We start from the raw sequence: 17,587 nt of genomic DNA on the forward strand, positions 1-17,587 counted from the left end.
AGGGCCTCCCTGCCCTGAACGGTCTGATTACTCGAAGAAAACCTCAGGGTTTTCAGACAGCGAGATAAAGGTTTTCGTCGCTTTATCCAGCGCGCGAATGTCGCCGCTTTCAATGTCGTACACCCAGCCGTGCAGTCGGATGGAATTATTACGCAGGCCCACCGCGACGGACGGGTGGGTCTTAATATTGCTCAGCTGCGCAAACACGTTCTCCTGCACCATCGCATTCACTTTATCGATTGGCTGGTCCCAGGATTTCTTCTCCACCACGGCTTTCGCCGCGTCAGAGTAGCGCAGCCAGTGGGAGACCGCAGGCATCGGCTCGAGGTTCGCATTGTCGGCAATCGCTTTCATCGCACCGCAGTTAGAGTGGCCACAGATCACAATGTCGGTCACGCCCAGCGCGACAACCGCGTATTCGATAGTGGCGGAGACGCCGCCTGGCTCTGGCCCGAACGGCGGCACAATATTGCCAGCATTTCGAATGACAAAGAGTTGTCCTGGCTCTTGTTGCGTGACCAGTTCTGGCACCAGTCGGCTGTCGGAGCAGGAGATGAACAGCGCTTTGGGATTCTGGCTGGACGCTAAACTGCGGAAGAGCTCTTTACGTTGCGGGAAAATCTCTTTTTGAAAGCTGAGAAAACCTTCAATGATATGTTGCATAGCAATTTCTCTTTTATCTGTTGTAGTTTAGGTATGATCGCGATCACACTCGTAAAGTTTACCCACCGTACTTTACTTCAGACAAGCAATATATTTTTGGCCCGACCGCTGCACAATATCGTCCGCGAAAGCCTGGATGTTCTGGCCCTCGAACGCGCCATACAGACGTTCAAATTTTCTGCCTTCAAGGCGATGGATGACGGACGCTACGGTGTGGGCGGGTAGCGGAAGCATATTCGGATAGCTCCACATAAACGAAACGGCGTCTTTCCCCGGCGTGACCTGCAGAATATCCCCCGCCAGCAAAACCCCTTCGCCCTCCTGCCAGTGCAGCACCGTTCCGCCCGCAAAGTGGCCGCCGAGACGCAGCAACGTCACGGAGGGGAAAATCTCCAGCGTTTCGCCTTGCCAGAAGCGAATGGCCGGGCTGTCGCGCATGACCCACTCCCGATCGCTTGCATGAAGATACACCGGCGCGTCGAACGTCTTCGCCCAGTCCTGCATGGTGGTGTAATAGTGAGGGTGTGAAATGGCGATGGCACTGATACCCCCGAGGGCGGCGATCAGCGTTCGGGTTGCCGGGTCGAGGTTGGCGATGCAATCCCATAAAATATTGCCGTGTGGGGTGCGCAGCAACAGTGCCCGCTGGTTGATAGCAAAGGCGGGCACCGTTTTGATGCTCAGGAGCTGCGGTTCCAGCTGCTGCCATTTGTTGGTATGCGCGGCAGTGACGCCTTCAAGTTCGGTCCACGCCTGCCCGGTAACGGGAACATACTGGCGTTCATCCTCGCAGACAGGGCATCTGTCGGGCTGGTACGCATACGAGGTCCCGCAGGCTTTACAGAGTATAATCATGTGCTTTCCTCAGTGACAACGCACTGAGTATGGCAGGGATTATCCTTATGTGCTGCGAGGTACATTCCTGGTTTTTTTTGCCCTATACTGTGCCAGTATCAAAAACTGAACATAGCAGGTGCCACATGGAAATTGATCTCGATAACCTGGTCTTTAACGGACTGGATGAAGCAGAAGAGCGTAACGCCGAACGTCTGGACGACGCAGACAAAAAAGCGCAGGCGATAGTTGCCGATGATGACTGCGGCGACGCCTGTAAGATCTGATTGCAAAGCACCGGTAAAGCCGGTGCTTTTTTTTGAGGTTACTTCTTCAGCCCGTCAATGGCTGCCTGAGCACAGGCCTCATCCAGATGACCGCCCGGCGCCCCGCCGATGCCAATCGCCCCGATCACCTCGTCGCCCTCTTTAACGGGTAAGCCACCCGCCAGCAGCAGGAAGCCTGGGATATCACGCATGTTCTGCGCGCCCGCGTTATTCTGCGCCGCTTCCATCACTTTGCCTGAGGCATTCTTCGCGCTGAGCGCCGTGAAGGCTTTCATTTCACTGGCTTTGATCGTGTGTGGACCCGCATTATCGGTGCGCTGTACCGCTTTCACCACGCCCGCACGGTCAACCACGGTCACCGAAACCTGATAGTTCTTCGCCAGACACGCCTGAACGGCAGAGTTTGCCAGCGCATTGGCCTGCGCCAGGGAGAGACTCTTCTGGCTCACGGAATCTGCCTGCGCAGTCAGACTTACGCTACCCGCGACCAGCGCTGCCGCCATCATTAACTTTTTCATTGCATAACCTCGAATAGAATAACAGAAGACCATTCGAGGATACCGGGGCAGGCAGCGACGCGTAATTCGGTTGATTACGCACGTATCCTGGTAATTATACGGATTGCAATTTATCGTACTCGCGGCTTGCCTGAACCAGGCTCGTGACGCCCAGCTTGGCAAACGCGGCTGCACGATGCGCTTCCACCGTGCGCGGCGACAGGTTAAGCCGCGCCGCCACCTCTTTATTGCTGAACCCTTCCATCAACACCGCCAACACCTCATGTTCCCGCGCGGTGAGTTGTTCAAAGCGCGCTTTTATCCGTGAAATCGCCTGCCAGGCGGCGAACCGTCGCTGGCTCTCCTCACACGCCAGCCCCACGGATTCAATAAGCTTGTCCGCATCCAGCGGCTTGGTGAAAAACTCAAAGACGCCGTTACGGAACGCCCGGCGGCAGGCGTCGACGCTGCCGTGCCCGGTCATGATAATCACCGGCAGCAGCGGCCACGGCCACTCGCCCTCTTCCAGCCACGTCAGCCCCCCTTTTCCCGGCATCCGCATATCCAGCAGCAGGCAGCCGACGAGCGTTGAGTCCTTAACATGGGCCGAGGTAAACGCGTCGATACTCCCGAATGTCTTCACTTCCCAGCCCATGCCCGAAAGTAAAAATGCCATCGACTCTCTGATGGATTCATCGTCATCGATCAGCCAGATGATATTATCCATGCGTCGTCTCCTTTCCATTAGCCAGTTGCAGGACGATTCGCGCCCCTCCCTCCGGCGAATTACCCAGCGTAATCGATCCGTTCATGCGCGTCATCAGTGACTCCGTTAAGGTCATCCCCAGGCCAATTCCCTCTTCTCTGCCGCTGTAAAACGGCATAAAGGCATTCTGTAGCGCCTCCGGGCTAAAACCGGGGCCGCCATCCGTCACGATGACCTGAATGCCATTTGCGCCTTTCCGGCTTTCGATCCGCACCCAACCCTGCGCGTTCGCCTGCTGAGCCTGAATCGCATTGCTGAGCAGATTGTGTAGGACCTGCTCAAGCCAGAGTCTGTCAGCCAGAACCGTCGTTGCCTCCGGTGCAAACGCATGGGTGACGATAATATGTTCAGCGCGTCTCTCGTGCTCCAGTAAATTCACAACCTGCTGCCAGCATTGCGCCAGGTCGGTTTCGCGCAGCGTCACTTTCTCCTGCACCACGTGTTCACGAAAACGGGTTAACAGGGCGCTGATACGCTGTGTTTGCACCAGCGCTGCTGCCAGCGCCTGGGACACCGCCTGCGGATTGTCCAGCTTTTGCTGCCGCTGCGCGCCCTGGATCCAGGTCTGCACGGCCGTGAGCGGCTGGTTGATCTCATGGACAATACCCGCCGTGATCTCCCCCAGCATGTTGAGTCGGGCATGCTGGTAATACAAGGCGCGCTGCTCTGCGTCTCGCCTTGCCTTGCGCTGCCAGAGCGCCACGCTGCCCACCGCAATGACCATACCCCATCCGAGAAAGACGGCCGCGAAGATAAACCACTGAATACCGAGCCAGTCCGGCCGAGCATCGGCTGAAAGCACGAAAGGTTGCGTTACCTGTGGGAAGTGGCGAGCCCAGTGCCAAAAAGCATCTGAAGAGTGTGGTTCGCTTCGCGTCGAATAATAGACGTCGAGGCGGTCAAAGGCATGATGCGTATTGAGTAGCGGGGCAAGATCAACCCGTACACGGATTTGCCGCCAGGGATTGTAGAGCCAGTATTGGCTATCGCTGGCGGGCTCAACGCGGGCGGCGTCCAGCGCGCGTCCGGTTGTTTTCTCCAGCGCAAGAAGATGGGGGAATTTTTTATTCAGTGCCGTGATATCTTCATCACCGCTCAGTAGCGGCAATACAGACTCGTTCTGGGTAAGGACGGCGCTAATCTGAGAAAAGAGCGCCGAATACTCACGATCGCGCTCCCAGTACTGTCGGCGGATTTGTTCGGCATAGAGCAGGATACCGCTGATAAAGCAGACGGCGATCCAGACAATGATGGCGCGCGTGAACAGTGTGTTTTTCATTCCGTTAACTGACAGGTTTTTACATCCCGTCACATTAACAGTTAACGATGCTCATAACAAAAAAGCGCACAGCTCATTCCAGTACATTTCGCGCGTCCGGCGCAGCTCAGCGTGACGTTTTATCATAGAACCACTCCGGATCGATGTTGGCAACGTCCACGCCATACAGGCTGGCGACAGGCAGTATCGACTCAAGAACCCGTTGCGCGCTGTTCTCCGCGTTGACCCGCCGGGTCGCAAAAAACCGCCGTAACGTGCTTATCCATTTTTTCATTGTCTTTACCCCTCTTCGCTTTGCCTGACCTAAGTTAAACACTCAACGTCGGCGCGTGGGAAATACCAATATCGACTGTTCATGTGCAGTATCTGCAAATAGCGTCCCCGTTCATTTACCTGTTCATAACACCCTGTTCACTAATGCTTTTTTGCTTAAAGCAAAGAACGATTTCTTATTTGGCGAGAGCTTTCGCTTATGGGAGCGTAGCGGGACAAAACAAAAAACGACGGGAATGGTTTGACTATGGCAGCAAAAATGAAAAGGTTTAATAAACGGACATGGGTTCTGGGATTACTGGCAGCCGGGAGCCTGCTTTCAGCGCAGGTACAGGCCGATCAGCTGGCGGACATTAAGGCCGCAGGGGTGGTGAAAGTCGCCACCTTTGACGCCAATCCGCCGTTTGGCTCTATTGATGCAAAGACGCACGACATCGTGGGTTACGACGTGGACTTTGCCAAAGCGCTGGCAAAAGCACTCGGCGTGAAGCTTGAACTGGTTGCCACCAATCCGGCGAACCGAATTCCGCTGCTGCAGTCCGGTAAAGCAGATCTGATCGTGGCGGATATCACCATCACCCCGGAACGCGCACAGGTGATTGATTTTTCAACCCCCTATTTCGTGACCGGACAACAGTTCCTGGTTCCCGCCAGGTCACCCGATAAGCTGGATGAATACAGCCGGGCACGCATTGGCGCGGTGAAAGGGACAACGGGCGAGCAGGCGCTGCACCAGCGTTTCCCGCAGTCTCGCGTGCTCTCTTATGACGACATTCCTCTGGCGCTGACGGCGCTGCGCAACGGCAACGTGCAGGCCATCACCCAGGACAGCACTATTCTTGCAGGCCTGCTGGCACAGGCACCGGATAAAGCGAACTTTAAAATCCTGCCCGATCTGCTCAGCAAGGAAGAGATTGGCGTTGGGGTGAAAAAAGGTGAAACCGCGCTGCTTAAGGCCGTTAACGACGAGCTGGTTAATCTCGAGAAGAGCGGTCAGGCGGCAAAAATCTACAATGTCTGGTTTGGCCCAAACACGCCCGCTCCACAGCCTCGCGCCTTTAAAATAGAAGCCCAGTAAAATGCTCTCAGGTTTATTTTCACACTCCGCGGCCGGTGCCGCGGATTTTTCACATCTGGAACACGCCAGCGTCGAGTTTCGTGATGTTGTAAAACGTTACGGCGACCATGAGGTATTAAAAGGCATTAACCTCAGCATTTCTCCGGGTGAAGTGGTGGCGATCCTCGGTCCATCCGGTTCGGGGAAATCGACGTTGATTCGTCTTATCAACCAGCTTGAAACCCTCAGTGACGGCGACATTCTGATTGATAACAAACCCACCGCCCGGCTTGCCACTGCGGCACTGCGCCAGTTACGCAGCCGCGTCGGTTTTGTGTTCCAGCAATTTAACCTTTACGCCCACCTCACCGCCAGCCAGAACATCACTCTGGCGCTGGAGCACGTTCACGGCTGGAAGCCACAGCCCGCCCAGGAGCGCGCGCTGGCGCTGCTGGAAAAGGTCGGGATGCTGGAAAAAGCCCATCATTTTCCCGCACAGCTCTCCGGCGGCCAGCAGCAGCGCGTGGCGATTGCTCGCGCGCTGGCCTCGTCGCCGCAAATCATCCTCTTTGATGAGCCGACGTCAGCCCTCGATCCCGAGATGATTGGCGAAGTGTTATATGTGATGAAAGCCCTCGCCCACAGCGGGATCACCATGATTGTGGTGACGCACGAGATGCAGTTTGCCCGGGAGATTGCTGACCGGATCGTCTTTATCGACGGCGGGCACATTCTCGAAACCGCCCCGCCTGCGCAATTTTTCAGTCAACCGTCGCATCCACGCGCCCAGCGGTTCCTGCAAAAAGTGCTCGACCCGCTTCACCAGGAGCCGCTGTAATGGCCGCGCTCGACTGGCAGGGAGTGCTGACCGGGCAGCCCCTGCAGTGGATAGTATCCGGTTTTCTCACCACGCTGTGGGTCACGCTCGCGGGCGTGGGACTTGCCACCCTGCTTGCGTTGTTTTTTCTGCTGCTTCGCCTCTCCGCAGGACGGTTCGGTCATGCCGTCGTCAGCGGCTGGGTCTCGCTATTTCGCAACACGCCGCTGCTGGTGCAGCTCCTGTTCTGGTACTTCGCCGCCTGGAACGGGCTGCCGCTCGGGTTTCGGGACGTCGTGAATGCCGATCACGCCTGGTCGATTTTGCCCGGTGACGTCTGGTGGTTCACGCCTGAATTTTTATGTTCTGCCTGGGGGCTGGGCGTGTTCACCTCGGCATTTTTAATTGAGGAGATTGAGTCCGGGCTACGTTCCGTCCCCAACGGACAGCGGGAGGCGGCGCTGGCGCAGGGGTTTTCTGCCTGGCGGTTATTTCGCTACATTCTGCTGCCGCAAGGACTGGCGAATGCCTGGCAGCCTGTCATCGGTCAGTATCTCAACCTGATGAAGCTCTCCTCGCTCGCCAGCGGCATTGGCTTTGCCGAACTCACCTATCAGGTGCGGCAGATTGAAAGCTATAACGCGCACGCGCTGGAGGCCTTTACCGTGGGAACCGCACTGTATCTGCTTACCGGCGTGCTAATGGGTATGCTACTGACGCGACTCGGCCCTCGCGCAGGGAGGACTCAGCATGATTGCCGGATTTAACGTGATTGTTGATAACCTGGATTATCTGCTGTGGGGGCGTGCTGCTGCGGGTGAACCCGGCGGCGTGTTGCTCTCGCTGCTGATGGCCGCGGGAGCCGCCATACTTGCCCTGCCCTGCGGTATTGCGCTGGCGTGCGCCGCGTGGCGCTATCCCGGACCTGGGCGTAAGGCGCTGTTTCTGTGGGCAGAGTTGATACGCGGCATTCCGCTCATCTTTGTGATTTTCTGGATGTGGTATCTGCTGCCGCTGATGACCGGCGGCGATCTGCCCGGCGCTCTTACCGTGACGCTGGCGCTGGCCTGGTTCACGGCGGCATCGGTTATGCATTCGGTACTCGCCGGGCTAAACGCGTTGCCCGCCGGGCAATATGAAGCGGCACTGACTCAGGGATTCAGCACGCGGCAAACCCTGTGGCGCGTGCTGCTCCCACAGGTAATGCGCAATATTCTGCCGTCTCTGGTGGGGATTTTTATCAGCCTGCTGAAGGATACGTCGCTGGCGTTTATTGTGAACGTACCTGAACTGACCACCGTGGCGGGCCAGGTGAACAACCGGGTGCAAATCTACCCGGCGGCCATCTTTATCTTTACGGGCGTGGTTTACTACCTGCTGTGCTGCTCGCTCGAGCAGCTTGCGAAGCGCTGGCGCCTTACCCGGCCAGCGCTTTAACCACCGTTTCCATCGCTTCGGTTGTCAATTCACTGCGTTTGACGCGCTGGTTCGCCAGCGCGGTTCGCAGCACGCCGGCAATCACAATATGCTTTGGCTCCTGCCCTAAATCACGCATCTCAAGCACCACTTTCCCGACCACACGACACATCTCCTGGTAAAGCGCTTCGTCTTTGGTCACGTTACCCATCGTCATCACTCCATTGCCTTTTAAACGTTGAGCTTAAATGATTCTCCTGCCGGATACAAAAAAGAAGCCCGACGAGAGACTCGCCGGGCTTCATCTGTAAAATCAGCTAATTAGTTGTTTACGGGAATGACCGCGCCTTTGTATTTGGTGCGGATCCAGTCCTGAATCTCTTTGGAGTGCAGGACGTTCACCAGCGCAACGATATCTTTTTTCTTCTCATCACCGCGGTGTACGGTAATGATGTTGGCGTACGGGTTGTTTTCACCGCTCTCTACCGCAATCGGATCGTGAACCGGGTCCAGACCTGCATCAATCGCGTAGTTGGCGTTGATCACCACCGCAGCGCCTTCGTCGTTGTTGTACATCTGCGGCAGCAGAGACGCTTCGACGTTAGGCGTGAACTGCAGCTTTTTCGGGTTTTCGACGATATCGCTGATGCGCGCGGTCACTTTATCAATGCCCGGCTTCAGCTTGATCACGCCCTCTTTCTCGAAGATAGAGAGAATGCGGCCCTCTTCGGAAACCGCGTCACGCATGATGATCTTGCCGCCTTCCGGCAGGTCTTTCAGCGACTTGTATTTTTTGGAGTAGATGCCGATGGGCTCAATGTGGATCGCGCCTGCGCTGACAAAATCGTAGTCCTTATCGCCCGCATGATCTTTCAGCACGCTGTTCAGGTAAGGAATGTGCTGGAAATAGTTCGCATCGATGTCGCGTCCCGCCAGCGCGGTGTTCGGCAGAATGTAGTCCTGGAACGGTTTAATCTCCAGATCGATACCCTGCTTTGCCAGAATCGGCTTCGCCTGCTCCAGAATTTCAGCGTGCGGCGTGTTGGACGCGCCCACGGTCAGGGTGTCGGCCCAGGAGGCGAAGCTCAGGGCGCTCAGGGTTGCTGCGGCGATCAGTGTCAGTGTTTTTTTCATGATGTGGTTCCTGTGTGTATTTATTAGCGTTTATCTAACAGTGAAGTAATGGCATCGCCGCAGAACTGGATAATGAAAACGATGATTAAAATGGTCACCGTTGCCACCAGCGTGACGTCACCATGGTTGCGCTGGAATCCTTCCAGATAAGCCAGATTTCCCAAACCGCCGGCACCAATCACCCCCGCCATTGCGCTATAGCTCACCAGCGCAATCAGCGTCACCGTAATACCTGAAACCAGTGCAGGTGATGATTCCGGCAGTAAAACCCGAAACACTAACGTGCTCAGTCGTGCGCCCATCGAGCGCGTTGCTTCTATAACGCCTTTATCCACTTCACGCAGGGCGATTTCCACCAGGCGTGCGTAGAACGGTGCTGCGCCCACAATCAGCGCCGGGAGTGCCGCGTTGGCGCCAAGGATGGTCCCCACGATGGTTTTCGTGAACGGGATCAGCAATACAATCAGGATGATGAACGGAATGGAGCGGAACACGTTCACCACAATCGAAATCACGCTGTAGACCGTGCGGTTATGGAACAGCCCGCCGCGCGCGGTTAAAAACAGCGCCAGACCGAGCACGAGGCCCAGAACAAAGGTCGCCACGCCGGAGAGCGCGGTCATGTACAGCGTCTCCTGGGTTGCTGCCCACAGCTGGTCCCACTTCAGATGGGGAAAGAGATCCTCAGTCATGTTTAATCACCTCGCCTTCAATATCGCTGTGCTGCAGGTCGGCGAGGATATTGTTCAGTTGTTCATCAGATGCCACCACGTGCACCCAGAGTTGCCCGAAAACACCGTGGGCAGTTTGCGTCATTTTGCCGTGCAGGATGTTAAACGGCAGGCCATAGCGCAGCGTTAACTCACCGACGACAGGCTTATGCGTGCTGTGTCCGGTAAAGGTCAGCTTGATAACCGTGCCTTCCAGTTCGTTTGCCAGCTCGGCGTTGAAGGTCTCTTCCTCGGCGTACTGGCTCACCTGACGGACGAACTGCTGCGTAATCGGCTGCTGCGGATGGGTAAAGACGCTCAGGACGTCGCCCTCTTCCACCACCTTGCCATTCTCCATTACCGCCACGCGGTCGCAGATTTTGCGCACCACGTGCATCTCGTGGGTGATCAGCACGATGGTGAGCTTGAAACGACGGTTAATATCCAGCAGCAGATCGAGGATCTGATCGGTGGTCTGTGGGTCAAGAGCCGACGTAGCTTCGTCGCAGAGCAGCACGTCCGGGTTATTGGCCAGCGCGCGCGCAATGCCCACGCGCTGTTTTTGCCCGCCGCTCAGCTGGGACGGGTACGCATTCTCGCGCCCTTTCAGGCCGACCAGATCCACCAGCTCGGCGACGCGGGCGGTGATTTTTGCTTTTGGCACGCCGGCAATCTGCATCGAGAAAGCAATGTTTTCATTTACCGTACGCGACCACAGCAGGTTGAAGTGCTGAAACACCATGCTGATCTTCAGTCGCGCCTGACGTAAGGCTTCGCCCCTGGCGGCAGAAATATCCTGCCCGTTGATGGTTACGCTGCCGGTACTGGGTTTTTCCAGACCGTTCAGCAGGCGGATAAGCGTACTTTTCCCCGCGCCGCTGTAACCGATAATCCCGTAAATCTGTCCCTGTGCTATCGTCAAATTGACATTATCAACGGCGGTCAGTGCCACCTTTCCGTTGTCAAAAACCTTCGAAATATTGCTCAGTACAATCATTCTTAATCGTTATCCGTGCCGCCCATGGCGGTTTAGCAGTATGGATGTCCAAACGATAGTAAACAGGCGTTATCAGGTTTTAAATGAACAAAAAAGAATGTGTTATAACTTTCGGAAATAAACAGCGAATTTAACAGGTGCAAAGCATTTAGATTATTTTCAGCAATGATTATCTGCCATACGCATATTCGATGGCTGACCCTCAAAAAAAATGGTTATTTTTGCAGCATTTTATCCCGATATAGCCATCCTCACATCCAGACAACTTTACGTCTTGCTGTCCTTACATCCGAAAACAGGCTGAATATTCCTTTCCGTTCTAAAAGGCAGTGAAACGTTCTTTATTGAGAAATTTTCATGGTCCTATCATCCGGTCATGACCTCGTTAAAGGAAAAAGACCATGACGATTTATCACTCCGTCACCGAACTGATTGGCCACACGCCGCTTATCCAGCTGCACAAACTGGATACCGGTCCCTGCTCCTTGTTCCTGAAGCTGGAAAACCAAAATCCTGGCGGCTCGATTAAAGACCGCGTTGCGCTGTCAATGATCAACGAAGCGGAGCGCACCGGCCAGCTGCAGCCGGGTGGCACGATTATAGAAGCGACGGCGGGCAATACCGGCCTCGGCCTGGCCCTGATTGCCGCGCAGAAAGGCTACTCGCTGATCCTGGTAGTACCCGACAAAATGAGCCGCGAAAAGATTTTCCACCTGCGCGCGCTGGGTGCGCAGGTGGTGTTGACCCGCTCCGATGTGAATAAGGGGCATCCGGCCTATTACCAGGATTACGCCCAGCGTCTGGCCAACGAATTGCCCGGCGCGTTTTACATCGACCAGTTCAATAATGAGGCCAACCCGCTGGCGCACCGCACCACGACGGCGCCGGAACTGTTTGAACAGCTAGATGGGCGGATCGACGCTATCGTGGTCGGCGTGGGCTCTGGCGGCACGCTGGGGGGATTACAGGCGTGGTTTGCGGAACATTCCCCCGATACGGAGTTTGTCCTGGCAGATCCGGCCGGATCCGTTCTCGCCGACCAGGTGGAAACCGGACGCTATCACGATGCAGGCTCATGGCTGGTTGAAGGGATTGGCGAAGACTTTATTCCGCCTCTGGCCCACATCGAAGGGGTGAATCGCGCCTGGCGCATCACCGACCGGGAAGCCTTCACCACCGCACGCGATCTGCTGAAAACGGAAGGCATTCTGGCGGGCTCCTCCAGCGGCACGCTGCTGGCGGCGGCGCTGAAATATTGTCAGGCGCAGACCACGCCGAAACGCGTGGTGACCTTCGCCTGCGACAGCGGCAATAAATACCTCTCGAAGATGTTCAACGATGACTGGATGCGTCAGCAAGGGCTCATCACGCGCCCTCAGGCCGGCGATCTTTCAGACTATATTGCCCTGCGTCACGATGAAGGTGCCACCGTCACCGCCGCCCCGGACGACACGCTTTCCACCGTACTGGCGCGCATGCGTTTGTATGACATCTCCCAGCTTCCGGTGCTGGAGAACGGCAAGGTGGTGGGCATCATCGACGAGTGGGATCTCCTGCGGCACATCGGCGGCGATGGCGATCGCTTCGCCCTTCCGGTAACGGCAGCCATGACGCGTCAGGTGGAGTTCCTTGATAAACATGCCCCTGAGAGCGCCCTGAACGCTATTTTCGACCGTGGCCTGGTGGCCGTTATTAATGACAACGACCGCTTTTTGGGTCTGATCACGCGCAGCGACGTCCTGACCGCCTGGCGCAACCGTCTACAACAATAAAGGAATAAGAGATGAAAAACCTGGCAACCCTGAGCGTTCACAGCGGCGAGTTCAACGACCAGCACGGCGCCGTCATGCCGCCGATTTACGCTACCTCGACGTTTGCGCAACCGTCACCCGGCGAGCATACCGGCTATGAGTATTCCCGCAGCGGCAACCCCACCCGCCACGCGCTGGAAACCGCCATCGCCGAATTGGAAGGCGGCTCGCGCGGCTACGCGTTTGCCTCCGGTCTGGCGGCCATCTCCACGGTGCTCGAACTGCTGGATAAAGACAGCCATATTGTCGCCATTGATGATGTTTACGGCGGGACGTACCGCCTGATTGAAAACGTGCGCAAGCGCAGCACCGGTCTGCAGGTCAGCTGGGTTAAACCGGACGACCTGGCCGGGCTTGAGGCCGCCATTCGTCCGGAAACCCGCATGGTGTGGGTTGAAACGCCAACCAACCCGCTGCTGAAGCTGGCGGATCTGGCGGCCATCGCGGCAATCGCCCGTCGTCATAACGTCATCAGCGTGGCGGATAACACCTTCGCGTCGCCGGTTATTCATCGTCCGCTGGAATCAGGTTTCGATATCGTGGTGCACTCCGCCACCAAATACCTGAACGGCCACTCAGACGTGGTGGCCGGGCTGGCGGTTGTCGGGGACAACAAGGAACTGGCGGATAAGCTGGGCTATCTGCAGAACGCAGTGGGCGGCGTACTGGATCCGTTCAGCAGCTTCCTGACCCTGCGCGGTATTCGCACCCTTGCGCTGCGCGTCGAAAAGCACAGCACTAACGCGCTGGCGATTGCGCAATGGCTCGAACAGCATCCCCTGGTGGAAAACGTTTTCTATCCCGGTCTGGAATCGCATCCACAATATCAGCTTGCCCGTACGCAGATGGCCCTGCCGGGCGGGATGATTTCTGTCGTGGTCAAAGGCGATGCGCAACGCGCTACCGAGGTGATCCGCAGCCTGAAGTTGTTCACCCTCGCGGAAAGCCTGGGCGGCGTGGAGAGTCTGGTGAGCCAGCCCTACAGCATGACCCACGCGTCAATTCCGCTGGATCAACGCCTGGCCAACGGCATTGTGCCGCAGCTGATCCGCCTGTCAGTCGGGATTGAAGATCCGAAAGACCTGATTGCCGATCTCAGTCAGGCGCTGCAAAAATAAACAAACCGCGGCAGGTCAGGCACCTGCCGCCATAAGTTGTCATTATGCCTTAACGCCTTGATAACAAACTTATGTGAATCTGCACAGATTATTTTTGAAACGCTGTTTCCATTTTCCTTTTATCTTAAAATCAGCGTATAATGCGCGCCAAATCCCTGGTGAATGGTTTCAGCGCTTGGAATACAAAAAACAACGTACAACTTCTCCTCTCCTTCGTTGGGCTGACACTCAGGCACACTTTCTTCTGCACGCTCATTTGATGTCTCCTATCCTTAGTGCGTGTCATATACTCTTTTGCAACACAGGTTTGACTCCGCGGCGGTGCGCCCCCGGAGCGAGATTTCCATATCCTTCCCAACTTAAAGACTAAGACTGTCATGAAAAAGACGAAAATTGTTTGTACTATCGGCCCGAAAACCGAATCTGAAGAGATGCTGAGCAAAATGCTGGATGCCGGCATGAACGTGATGCGTCTGAACTTCTCCCACGGCGACTATGCTGAGCACGGTCAGCGTATCCAGAACTTGCGCAACGTGATGAGCAAGACCGGCAAAAAAGCCGCTATTCTGCTGGATACCAAAGGTCCGGAAATCCGTACCATCAAACTGGAAGGCGGTAACGACGTTTCGCTGAAAGCGGGCCAGACCTTCACCTTCACCACCGACAAATCCGTCGTCGGTAACAGCGAAATCGTTGCAGTGACCTACGAAGGCTTCACCAGCGATCTGTCCGTCGGTAATACCGTTCTGGTAGACGATGGCCTGATCGGTATGGAAGTCACCGCTATCGAAGGCAACAAAGTTATCTGTAAAGTGCTGAACAACGGCGACCTGGGCGAAAACAAAGGCGTTAACCTGCCGGGCGTTTCTATCGCGCTGCCAGCACTGGCTGAAAAAGACAAACAGGATCTGATCTTCGGTTGCGAGCAAGGCGTTGATTTCGTTGCTGCCTCCTTCATCCGTAAGCGTTCCGACGTGGTTGAGATCCGTGAGCACCTGAAAGCGCACGGCGGCGAGAAGATCCAGATCATCTCCAAAATCGAAAACCAGGAAGGCCTGAACAACTTCGACGAAATCCTCGAAGCGTCTGACGGCATCATGGTTGCACGTGGCGACCTGGGCGTTGAGATCCCGGTTGAAGAAGTGATCTTCGCGCAGAAGATGATGATCGAAAAATGTGTTCGCGCGCGTAAAGTGGTTATCACCGCAACGCAGATGCTGGACTCCATGATCAAAAACCCACGCCCTACCCGTGCTGAAGCAGGCGACGTGGCGAACGCCATCCTCGACGGTACCGATGCAGTGATGCTGTCCGGTGAGTCAGCGAAGGGTAAATACCCGTTGGAAGCGGTCGGCATCATGGCGACCATCTGCGAGCGTACTGACCGCGTGATGACCAGCCGTCTGGACTTCAACAACGACAGCCGCAAACTGCGCATCACCGAAGCGGTGTGCCGCGGTGCAGTTGAAACCGCTGAGAAACTGGACGCACCTCTGATCGTGGTAGCGACCCAGGGCGGTAAATCTGCTCGTGCAGTGCGTAAATACTTCCCGGATGCCACCATCCTGGCCCTGACCACCAATGAAACCACCGCGCGTCAGCTGGTGCTGAGCAAAGGCGTGGTTGCCCATCTGGTGAAAGAGATCGCGTCTACCGATGATTTCTACATTCAGGGTAAAGCCATGGCGCTGGAAAGCGGTCTGGCACAGAAAGGTGACGTTGTGGTAATGGTTTCTGGTGCCCTGGTTCCAGCAGGTACCACTAACACTGCATCTGTTCACGTACTGTAATAATTCCCGAACGAATTATTTTTTGATAGAAAGCGTCCTTCGGGGCGCTTTTTTTATTCCTGCCATTAGCCCTATCTATTCAAAAAGCAAATCGGGTTTTTCTATTTAATTGCGATTTATCTAAGATGAATCCGATGAAAAATGCCTTTTTTAACATAGCTTTTTCGACAAAAATGCCAAATTCGTTGCTTCTTTGAGCGAACGATCAAAAATAGGCGTATTCCCATCAAAAAAATATTCTCAACCCAAAAAACTTTGTGTAATACTTGTAACGCTACATGGAGATTAACTCAATCTAGAGGGTATTAATAATGAATCGTACTAAACTGGTACTGGGCGCGGTAATCCTGGGTTCTACTCTGCTGGCAGGTTGCTCCAGCAACGCTAAAATCGATCAGCTGTCTTCTGACGTTCAGACTCTGAACGCTAAAGTTGACCAGCTGAGCAACGACGTGAACGCAATCCGTTCCGACGTTCAGGCTGCTAAAGACGACGCAGCTCGCGCTAACCAGCGTCTGGACAACCAGGCTACTAAATACCGTAAGTAATAGTACCTGTTAATAAAATGGCGCACATTGTGCGCCATTTTTTTTGCCTTCGTCAAACCCCTACTGCGTCACCTTCTCCCCTTCCTCTTCGGCTACCGCAGCTGACACCCGACTGTTCTGCACCGACAGCACACTGTTGCTGGCTGATGGGCCATTAGCGGCAGAGACGACCACCGGGATCCCCGCACGGCGTGACAGGGCTTTATCGATAAGCGCTTTATCACTGCCCGATTGGGACACGAAGGTCACGAAATCTTCGGAGTGGCTAATGGGCGCAACCTGTGGGTTTTCCCCCTCAACCTGCGCCAGCGGGCGGTGTACTTCGACGTAGCGTTTCCCGTCCGGCTCGACGGCAAACTTCACCGGCTCATTGATAATCTGGACCCGCGTGCCCACCCGCACCTGTTCGAACAGCGCTTTGATATCCGGTGCGTTCATCCGCATACAGCCTGAACTGACCCGTAAACCGACGCTGTCCGGCGCGCTGGTGCCGTGGATAAGATATTCACCGTTTCCTATGCCTAAACGCAGCGCAAAGCGTCCTAAGGGGTTATTTGGCCCTGCTGGCACGACCGGCGGCAATTTAATTCCTTGCGCGAGAGAGCGCGCCCTGATGCCCGCTGTCGGTGTCCAGGTTGGATTAGGGATTTTCTGACTCACGCGGGTGGTCGTCACCGGCGTTTCCAGCCCCAGCTGCCCGATACCGAGCGGGAAGACCTGAACGATATTCTCCCCCGGCGGGAAATAGTAAAGCCGAAGCTCAGCCAGATTGACCACGATCCCTTCACGCGGGGTATCCGGCAGAAGCATTTGAGATGGAATAGTGATCACCGTCCCCGGCGCGGGGTTCACCGGTGCAATGGTATTATTGGTTTCAAGAATAAGCTGCGCAGCCGTATTAAAACGGCGGGCAATGGCCTGCAGCTTATTGTCGCCTTCCTGAATCGTGTAGGTTTGATTTTGCCCAATCAGACGGCTGCCCGCGGGCGGCAACGGATAATCCACCGCCCGGGCCGAATTAAGCACACCGAGCGAACCAAGGAGTAATAGAGTTATTAGAGACGCGCGCTTCATGCTGAGATTCCTTATTCACTGACAGAACGCCAGAAAGCTGAAAAACCAGCGAGGCGGGAACCACCTCGCGAAACAGAATGAATGCTGTTCTGTAAGTCTAGCTAAGGATTGCAGCTTTGGCGCGAATGCCGCGGATCATCGCTTCCAGTCCCTGGGAACGGGACGGGGTGAGGTGTTGGGTGAGCGCCATTTTTTCGAACCAGGGGCGAACATCAAAGGCGACAATGTCCTGCGCCGACATCCGGTGATAGAGAATAAAGACGACGGCAATAAGCCCTTTCACAATCGCAGCGTCGCTGTCGCCGCGTAATTCGATAGTGCCATCGTCAGATTGCTTCATCACAATCCACACCTGGCTCTGGCAGCCCTGAATAATATTATCCGGGTTATGCGCCTCTTCGCTGAGCGGCGCTAAACGCTGCCCCAACTCAATAATATAGAGATATTTCTCTTCCCAGTTCGCGCAACGCCCGAAGTTGCGCAACAATTTATCTTTATCCGGCAGTTCCGCCATCT

The 17,587-nt window shown here is 55.5% G+C and carries 22 protein-coding genes; 10 read left to right on the plus strand and 12 right to left on the minus strand.

Going from position 1 to position 17,587, the window contains the following annotated elements; translation table 11 throughout:
• Positions 1-27: 27 nt before the first annotated feature.
• Positions 28-663, minus strand: coding sequence for a carbonic anhydrase (locus KK102_RS02985; RefSeq protein WP_010430283.1), 636 nt, complete (start codon positions 661-663; stop codon positions 28-30).
• A 72-nt stretch (positions 664-735) separates the two neighbouring features.
• Entirely contained in the window at positions 736-1,518 is a 783-nt protein-coding gene (locus KK102_RS02990) for an MBL fold metallo-hydrolase (RefSeq protein WP_126543830.1), read from the minus strand.
• A 125-nt stretch (positions 1,519-1,643) separates the two neighbouring features.
• Between KK102_RS02990 and KK102_RS02995 the strand changes: the two genes are divergently transcribed.
• The gene (locus tag KK102_RS02995) at positions 1,644-1,784 is read left to right on the plus strand and encodes a hypothetical protein (RefSeq protein ID WP_003857665.1); all 141 of its coding nucleotides are present in this window, start codon (positions 1,644-1,646) and stop codon (positions 1,782-1,784) included.
• Between the two features lie 38 nt (positions 1,785-1,822).
• On the opposite strand, the gene KK102_RS03000 is transcribed toward KK102_RS02995, so the two are convergent.
• From KK102_RS03000 to KK102_RS03015, 4 genes are all read right to left on the minus strand, one after another.
• A complete protein-coding gene (locus KK102_RS03000; protein ID WP_216356920.1) occupies positions 1,823-2,302 on the minus strand; it encodes a GlcG/HbpS family heme-binding protein in 480 nt (159 codons plus the stop codon).
• Between the two features lie 94 nt (positions 2,303-2,396).
• On the minus strand, positions 2,397-3,008 hold the full coding sequence (locus tag KK102_RS03005; protein WP_216356921.1) for a response regulator transcription factor: 612 nt from the start codon (positions 3,006-3,008) through the stop codon (positions 2,397-2,399).
• Entirely contained in the window at positions 3,001-4,326 is a 1,326-nt protein-coding gene (locus KK102_RS03010; protein WP_216356922.1) for a sensor histidine kinase, read from the minus strand. The genes KK102_RS03005 and KK102_RS03010 overlap by 8 nt, the downstream gene beginning before the upstream one ends.
• 106 nt (positions 4,327-4,432) lie before the next feature.
• The gene (locus KK102_RS03015; RefSeq protein ID WP_185805585.1) at positions 4,433-4,600 is read right to left on the minus strand and encodes a hypothetical protein; all 168 of its coding nucleotides are present in this window, start codon (positions 4,598-4,600) and stop codon (positions 4,433-4,435) included.
• Positions 4,601-4,846: 246 nt separating this feature from the next.
• Here KK102_RS03015 and KK102_RS03020 point away from each other — a divergent pair, with 246 nt between their 5' ends.
• The 4 genes from KK102_RS03020 to KK102_RS03035 are packed head-to-tail and all read left to right on the plus strand — an operon-like array spanning position 4,847 to position 7,910.
• A complete protein-coding gene (locus tag KK102_RS03020; RefSeq protein ID WP_216356923.1) occupies positions 4,847-5,677 on the plus strand; it encodes an ABC transporter substrate-binding protein in 831 nt (276 codons plus the stop codon).
• A 1-nt stretch (position 5,678) separates the two neighbouring features.
• Positions 5,679-6,494, plus strand: a complete 816-nt coding sequence (locus KK102_RS03025) for an amino acid ABC transporter ATP-binding protein (RefSeq protein ID WP_010430263.1) — start codon at positions 5,679-5,681, stop codon at positions 6,492-6,494.
• Positions 6,494-7,240: an amino acid ABC transporter permease gene (locus KK102_RS03030; protein WP_216356924.1), complete on the plus strand. Its 747-nt coding sequence runs from the start codon at positions 6,494-6,496 to the stop codon at positions 7,238-7,240. The genes KK102_RS03025 and KK102_RS03030 overlap by 1 nt, the downstream gene beginning before the upstream one ends.
• Positions 7,224-7,910 (plus strand): amino acid ABC transporter permease, encoded by a 687-nt coding sequence (locus tag KK102_RS03035; RefSeq protein WP_126543824.1) that lies wholly within the window; start codon positions 7,224-7,226, stop codon positions 7,908-7,910. The genes KK102_RS03030 and KK102_RS03035 overlap by 17 nt, the downstream gene beginning before the upstream one ends.
• Here KK102_RS03035 and fumD read toward each other — a convergent pair.
• The 4 genes from fumD to KK102_RS03055 form a co-directional block, all read right to left on the minus strand.
• Positions 7,891-8,100, minus strand: a complete 210-nt coding sequence (gene fumD / locus KK102_RS03040) for a fumarate hydratase FumD (protein WP_008500615.1) — start codon at positions 8,098-8,100, stop codon at positions 7,891-7,893. The genes KK102_RS03035 and fumD overlap by 20 nt on opposite strands.
• Positions 8,101-8,210: 110 nt before the next feature.
• Positions 8,211-9,023, minus strand: coding sequence for a MetQ/NlpA family ABC transporter substrate-binding protein (locus KK102_RS03045; RefSeq protein WP_010430254.1), 813 nt, complete (start codon positions 9,021-9,023; stop codon positions 8,211-8,213).
• A 23-nt stretch (positions 9,024-9,046) separates the two neighbouring features.
• Positions 9,047-9,715: a methionine ABC transporter permease gene (locus KK102_RS03050; RefSeq protein ID WP_216356925.1), complete on the minus strand. Its 669-nt coding sequence runs from the start codon at positions 9,713-9,715 to the stop codon at positions 9,047-9,049.
• A complete protein-coding gene (locus KK102_RS03055) occupies positions 9,708-10,730 on the minus strand; it encodes a methionine ABC transporter ATP-binding protein (RefSeq protein WP_126543823.1) in 1,023 nt (340 codons plus the stop codon). The genes KK102_RS03050 and KK102_RS03055 overlap by 8 nt, the downstream gene beginning before the upstream one ends.
• A 401-nt stretch (positions 10,731-11,131) precedes the next feature.
• Here KK102_RS03055 and KK102_RS03060 point away from each other — a divergent pair, with 401 nt between their 5' ends.
• From KK102_RS03060 to lpp, 5 genes are all read left to right on the plus strand, one after another.
• Positions 11,132-12,502: a pyridoxal-phosphate dependent enzyme gene (locus tag KK102_RS03060; RefSeq protein ID WP_010430245.1), complete on the plus strand. Its 1,371-nt coding sequence runs from the start codon at positions 11,132-11,134 to the stop codon at positions 12,500-12,502.
• A gap of 11 nt (positions 12,503-12,513) precedes the next feature.
• A complete protein-coding gene (locus KK102_RS03065) occupies positions 12,514-13,659 on the plus strand; it encodes a trans-sulfuration enzyme family protein (protein WP_216356926.1) in 1,146 nt (381 codons plus the stop codon).
• A gap of 73 nt (positions 13,660-13,732) precedes the next feature.
• A complete protein-coding gene (gene ynhH, locus KK102_RS22350) occupies positions 13,733-14,029 on the plus strand; it encodes a protein YnhH (protein WP_419716694.1) in 297 nt (98 codons plus the stop codon).
• 7 nt (positions 14,030-14,036) lie between these two features.
• The gene (gene pykF / locus KK102_RS03070) at positions 14,037-15,449 is read left to right on the plus strand and encodes a pyruvate kinase PykF (RefSeq protein WP_010430242.1); all 1,413 of its coding nucleotides are present in this window, start codon (positions 14,037-14,039) and stop codon (positions 15,447-15,449) included.
• 311 nt (positions 15,450-15,760) lie between these two features.
• Positions 15,761-15,997 carry a murein lipoprotein Lpp gene (lpp, locus tag KK102_RS03075; protein ID WP_010430241.1) on the plus strand — a complete coding sequence of 79 codons (237 nt, stop codon included), beginning with the start codon at positions 15,761-15,763 and terminating at the stop codon, positions 15,995-15,997.
• 60 nt (positions 15,998-16,057) lie between these two features.
• Here the strand turns inward: lpp and ldtE are convergent, their stop codons facing one another.
• Together ldtE and sufE are read right to left on the minus strand one after the other, a co-directional pair.
• Complete coding sequence (ldtE, locus tag KK102_RS03080) at positions 16,058-17,071, minus strand: L,D-transpeptidase LdtE (protein ID WP_216356927.1); 1,014 nt, start codon at positions 17,069-17,071, stop codon at positions 16,058-16,060.
• 97 nt (positions 17,072-17,168) lie between these two features.
• Positions 17,169-17,585 (minus strand): cysteine desulfuration protein SufE, encoded by a 417-nt coding sequence (sufE, locus tag KK102_RS03085; RefSeq protein ID WP_216356928.1) that lies wholly within the window; start codon positions 17,583-17,585, stop codon positions 17,169-17,171.
• Positions 17,586-17,587 lie beyond the last annotated feature (2 nt).

This window comes from Enterobacter quasimori (genome assembly GCF_018597345.1).
GTDB lineage: Bacteria > Pseudomonadota > Gammaproteobacteria > Enterobacterales > Enterobacteriaceae > Enterobacter > Enterobacter mori.

Bases quoted from the DNA above. Each gene is read 5' to 3' on its own strand.
- sufE (WP_216356928.1), bottom strand. From the start codon at position 17,585: ATGGCGGAACTGCCGGATAAAGATAAATTGTTGCGCAACTTCGGGCGT.
- KK102_RS03065 (WP_216356926.1), top strand. From the start codon at position 12,514: ATGAAAAACCTGGCAACCCTGAGCGTTCACAGCGGCGAGTTCAACGAC.
- lpp (WP_010430241.1), top strand. From the start codon at position 15,761: ATGAATCGTACTAAACTGGTACTGGGCGCGGTAATCCTGGGTTCTACT.
- KK102_RS02985 (WP_010430283.1), bottom strand. From the start codon at position 663: ATGCAACATATCATTGAAGGTTTTCTCAGCTTTCAAAAAGAGATTTTC.
- KK102_RS03035 (WP_126543824.1), top strand. From the start codon at position 7,224: ATGATTGCCGGATTTAACGTGATTGTTGATAACCTGGATTATCTGCTG.
- KK102_RS03025 (WP_010430263.1), top strand. From the start codon at position 5,679: ATGCTCTCAGGTTTATTTTCACACTCCGCGGCCGGTGCCGCGGATTTT.
- fumD (WP_008500615.1), bottom strand. From the start codon at position 8,100: ATGGGTAACGTGACCAAAGACGAAGCGCTTTACCAGGAGATGTGTCGT.
- KK102_RS03015 (WP_185805585.1), bottom strand. From the start codon at position 4,600: ATGAAAAAATGGATAAGCACGTTACGGCGGTTTTTTGCGACCCGGCGG.
- KK102_RS03060 (WP_010430245.1), top strand. From the start codon at position 11,132: ATGACGATTTATCACTCCGTCACCGAACTGATTGGCCACACGCCGCTT.
- KK102_RS02990 (WP_126543830.1), bottom strand. From the start codon at position 1,518: ATGATTATACTCTGTAAAGCCTGCGGGACCTCGTATGCGTACCAGCCC.
- KK102_RS02995 (WP_003857665.1), top strand. From the start codon at position 1,644: ATGGAAATTGATCTCGATAACCTGGTCTTTAACGGACTGGATGAAGCA.
- KK102_RS03030 (WP_216356924.1), top strand. From the start codon at position 6,494: ATGGCCGCGCTCGACTGGCAGGGAGTGCTGACCGGGCAGCCCCTGCAG.
- ldtE (WP_216356927.1), bottom strand. From the start codon at position 17,071: ATGAAGCGCGCGTCTCTAATAACTCTATTACTCCTTGGTTCGCTCGGT.
- KK102_RS03055 (WP_126543823.1), bottom strand. From the start codon at position 10,730: ATGATTGTACTGAGCAATATTTCGAAGGTTTTTGACAACGGAAAGGTG.
- KK102_RS03005 (WP_216356921.1), bottom strand. From the start codon at position 3,008: ATGGATAATATCATCTGGCTGATCGATGACGATGAATCCATCAGAGAG.
- KK102_RS03045 (WP_010430254.1), bottom strand. From the start codon at position 9,023: ATGAAAAAAACACTGACACTGATCGCCGCAGCAACCCTGAGCGCCCTG.
- KK102_RS03010 (WP_216356922.1), bottom strand. From the start codon at position 4,326: ATGAAAAACACACTGTTCACGCGCGCCATCATTGTCTGGATCGCCGTC.
- KK102_RS03050 (WP_216356925.1), bottom strand. From the start codon at position 9,715: ATGACTGAGGATCTCTTTCCCCATCTGAAGTGGGACCAGCTGTGGGCA.
- KK102_RS03020 (WP_216356923.1), top strand. From the start codon at position 4,847: ATGGCAGCAAAAATGAAAAGGTTTAATAAACGGACATGGGTTCTGGGA.
- KK102_RS03000 (WP_216356920.1), bottom strand. From the start codon at position 2,302: ATGAAAAAGTTAATGATGGCGGCAGCGCTGGTCGCGGGTAGCGTAAGT.
- pykF (WP_010430242.1), top strand. From the start codon at position 14,037: ATGAAAAAGACGAAAATTGTTTGTACTATCGGCCCGAAAACCGAATCT.